General features: G+C 73.3%; 4 protein-coding genes. 3 read left to right on the forward strand and 1 reads right to left on the reverse strand.

Annotated elements, in window-relative coordinates:
- Nucleotides 1-366: transketolase C-terminal domain-containing protein (locus H5J30_RS23990; protein ID WP_309505614.1), on the forward strand; the 366-nt coding region annotated here is incomplete at its 5' end.
- The gene (locus tag H5J30_RS23995; protein ID WP_181789450.1) at nt 363-1,742 is read left to right on the forward strand and encodes an aspartate aminotransferase family protein; all 1,380 of its coding nucleotides are present in this window, start codon (nt 363-365) and stop codon (nt 1,740-1,742) included. The genes H5J30_RS23990 and H5J30_RS23995, both read left to right, overlap by 4 nt.
- A 29-nt stretch (nt 1,743-1,771) precedes the next feature.
- On the opposite strand, the gene H5J30_RS24000 is transcribed toward H5J30_RS23995, so the two are convergent.
- Entirely contained in the window at nt 1,772-2,563 is a 792-nt protein-coding gene (locus H5J30_RS24000) for a tyrosine-protein phosphatase (RefSeq protein ID WP_181789451.1), read from the reverse strand.
- 115 nt (nt 2,564-2,678) lie between these two features.
- Between H5J30_RS24000 and H5J30_RS24005 the strand changes: the two genes are divergently transcribed.
- The coding region (locus tag H5J30_RS24005) for a glycoside hydrolase family 36 N-terminal domain-containing protein (RefSeq protein WP_309505615.1) at nt 2,679-3,112 on the forward strand (434 nt) is incomplete at its 3' end.

A 3,112-nucleotide genomic window follows, 5' to 3' on the forward strand; every position in this document is an offset into this window, starting at 1 on the left:
GCCGCGGAGCTGCTCGCCGGGCGGGGGCTGGGCTGCACCGTCGTCGACCCGCGCTGGGTCAAGCCCGTCGACGGGCACCTGCCGCCGCTGGCGGACCGGTTCCGCGTCGCCGCCGTGGTGGAGGACAACAGCGTCGGCTCCGGCGTGGGCGCCGCCGTCGCGCGGGCGCTGCGGGACGCCGAAGTCGACGTACCCTTGCGGACGTTCGGCCTGCCGGGGGAGTTCCTGCCGCACGGCAAGCGGGCCGAGGTCCTCAAGGAGGCAGGGCTGACCCCGGCCCGGATCGCCGCCGCCGTCGGCGGGGTGCCCGCCGCCCGGAGCGGGGAGCCGGCCCGTACCAGACAGAGGGAAGAAAGCACCCGATGAGCTTCGACATCGGGGCGCTGCTGGCCGAGCGCGGGGGAGAGCGCTACGACCTGCACGCCCGGTACCTCAACCACCAGCTGCCGCGGATGTTGCACACGCTGGGCTTCGACAAGACGTACGTGCGGGGCGAGGGCGCGTACTTCTACGACGAGGAGGGCCGGGACTACCTGGACCTCCTCGCCGGCTTCGGCGTCATGGGCCTGGGCCGCAACGACCCGGTCGTCCGCAAGGCCCTGCACGACGTGCTCGACCTGGACCTCGCCGACCTCACCCGCTTCGACTGCCAGCCGCTGCCCGGGCTGCTGGCGGAGAAGCTGCTGGCCCACGCGCCGCACCTGGACCGGGTGTTCTTCTCCAACAGCGGTACGGAGGCCGTCGAGACCGCGCTGAAGTTCGCCCGCTACGCGACCGGCAAGCCGCGCGTCCTCTACTGCGACCAGGCGTTCCACGGGCTGACCACGGGCTCGCTGTCCATCAACGGCGTCGCGGCCTTCCGCGACGGCTTCGCGCCGCTGCTGCCGGACACCTCCCTCCCGCTGGGCGACCTGGACGCGCTGGAGCGGGAGCTGCGCGCCGGAGACGTCGCGGCGCTCGTCGTCGAGCCGATCCAGGGCAAGGGCGTGCACGCGCCGCCGCCCGGATACCTGCGTGCGGCGCAGGAGCTGCTGCACAAGCACGGCGGGCTGCTCGTCGCCGACGAGGTGCAGACGGGCCTGGGGCGCACCGGGGAGTTCTTCGCGTACGAGCACGAGGAGGGCGTCGAGCCCGACCTCGTGTGCCTGGCCAAGGCGCTGTCCGGGGGGTACGTGCCCGTCGGCGCCACCCTCGGCCGCGAATGGATCTTCAAGAAGGTCTACTCGTCCATGGACCGCGTGCTGGTGCACTCGGCGAGCTTCGGCACCAACGCGCCCGCGATGGCCGCCGGGCTGGCCACCCTGCACGTGCTGGAGGACCGGCGGCTGGTCGAGAACGCCCGGCACACCGGGGACCTGCTGCGCGGCAAGCTGGCCGGGCTGGTCGACCGGTACGAACTGCTGCACGACGTGCGCGGGCGCGGGCTGATGGTCGGCATCGAGTTCGGCAGGCCGGCGTCGCTGAAGCTGCGCGGGCGCTGGACGCTGCTCCAGGCCGCCCGCAAGGGGCTGTTCGCGCAGCTGATCGTGGTGCCGCTGCTGCAGCGCCACCGCATCCTCACCCAGGTCTCCGGCGACCGGCAGGAGGTCATCAAGCTGCTGCCGCCGCTGGTGATCGGCGAGCCGGAGGTGCAGCGATTCCTGGACGCGTTCACGTCGGTGATGGACGAGGCGCACGCGGGCGGCGGGCTGATCTGGGAGTTCGGCCGCACGCTGGCCAAGCAGGCGGTCTCCGGCCGCTGACGCCGGCAGCGGGCCCGGCGCGGCCGGCCTCAGGCGGTGAGCAGGTGGGCGCGCAGCCGGTCGCGGGTCGCGTCGCTCAGGTCCAGCGCCTCGCGCAGGTAGCGCTCGACGGAGCCCCAGCGTTCGGCGATCATGGCGAAGGCCGCGCCGAGGTAGCTCGCCCGCGCGTCGAACAGCGGGCTGAGCAGCTCCATCACCTCCGGCGACGTACCGCCCTGCGCCCCCTCGCCGCGCTGGACCCGGTAGCGCCGGTGCTGCGCGTTGGACTCCAGGTAGTCCGCCTCGATCGCCTCCCGCTCGACGCCCACGGCCAGCAGCGCGAGCGCGATCGTCAGCCCGGCCCGGTCCTTGCCGGCCGCGCAGTGCAGCAGGGCGGGCGTGCCGCCGCCGGCCAGCGAGTGCAGGATGCGGGAGTGCTCCGCGTTGCGGTTGACGATCATGTCCCGGTACGAGTCCTCCATGCGGGCCGCCGCCTGGCCGTCGCCGAGCAGCGAGCGGAGCGTCGGTATGTCGCCGTCGCGGACCAGCTTCCAGAACTCCTTGCCCTCGGCCGGGTCGTTGAGCGGCACGTTGACGTTCCGTACGCCCGGGAGGTCGATGTCGGGGCCGTCGAGGCGGATGTCGGCGGCGTTGCGGAAGTCGAAGACCGTGTGCAGGCCGAGCGAGCCGAGGAAGGCGGCGTCCTCGGCGGTGGCGTGGGCCAGGTGGCCGCTGCGGTAGAGCCGGCCGGACCGCGTCTGCGCGCCGCCGGCGGCGGGCAGCCCGCCGACGTCGCGGAAGTTGCGGACACCGGTCAGCTCCGGCTCGGTCGTCTGCGTCATCGAGGCTCCGTAACGTCGGGAGGGCACGGCCCTTCGACAGTACGACAAACGCACGCTGGACAAGGATCCCCCCGGCTGCGATGTTGTGTATCTCTGTTGAGTTATGGGAGATGAGATGGTCGAGGTCGGTGGGAACGGTCGGATCTGGCTGTTGTCGGGTGAGCACAGCAGCTACGCCCTGCGGCTGAACCGGCACGACGAGTTGCTGCACCTCCACTGGGGGCCGCGGCTCACGCTCGCCGACGCCGAGGCGCTGGCCGCCGAACCGCCGCCGCGCTTCCGCTCCTTCGAATCCCGCCTCGACGGCCGCGAGGAGTACCCCGTCGAGGGCGGACCCCGCTTCGTGCGGCCCGCGCTGGCCGTACGCGCCGCGGACGGCGACGGCGGGCGCGGCAGCGAGTGGGAGTTCCGCGGCGCCGAGACCGACGACGAGGTGCTGCGGCTCACCTTCCACGACCCCGTCCACCGCCTCGGCGTCACCCTGCACTACCGCATGCGCGCCGGCGCCGACGTGCTGGAGCGCTGGGCCACCGCCGTCCACGAGGGCGG

Source organism: Streptomyces phytophilus, from assembly GCF_013870535.1.
Lineage (GTDB): Bacteria > Actinomycetota > Actinomycetes > Streptomycetales > Streptomycetaceae > Streptomyces > Streptomyces phytophilus.

What these genes read in the sequence shown, in the direction of transcription:
- H5J30_RS24000 (WP_181789451.1), bottom strand. Translation starts at nt 2,563, where the DNA reads ATGACGCAGACGACCGAGCCGGAGCTGACCGGTGTCCGCAACTTCCGC.
- H5J30_RS23995 (WP_181789450.1), top strand. Translation starts at nt 363, where the DNA reads ATGAGCTTCGACATCGGGGCGCTGCTGGCCGAGCGCGGGGGAGAGCGC.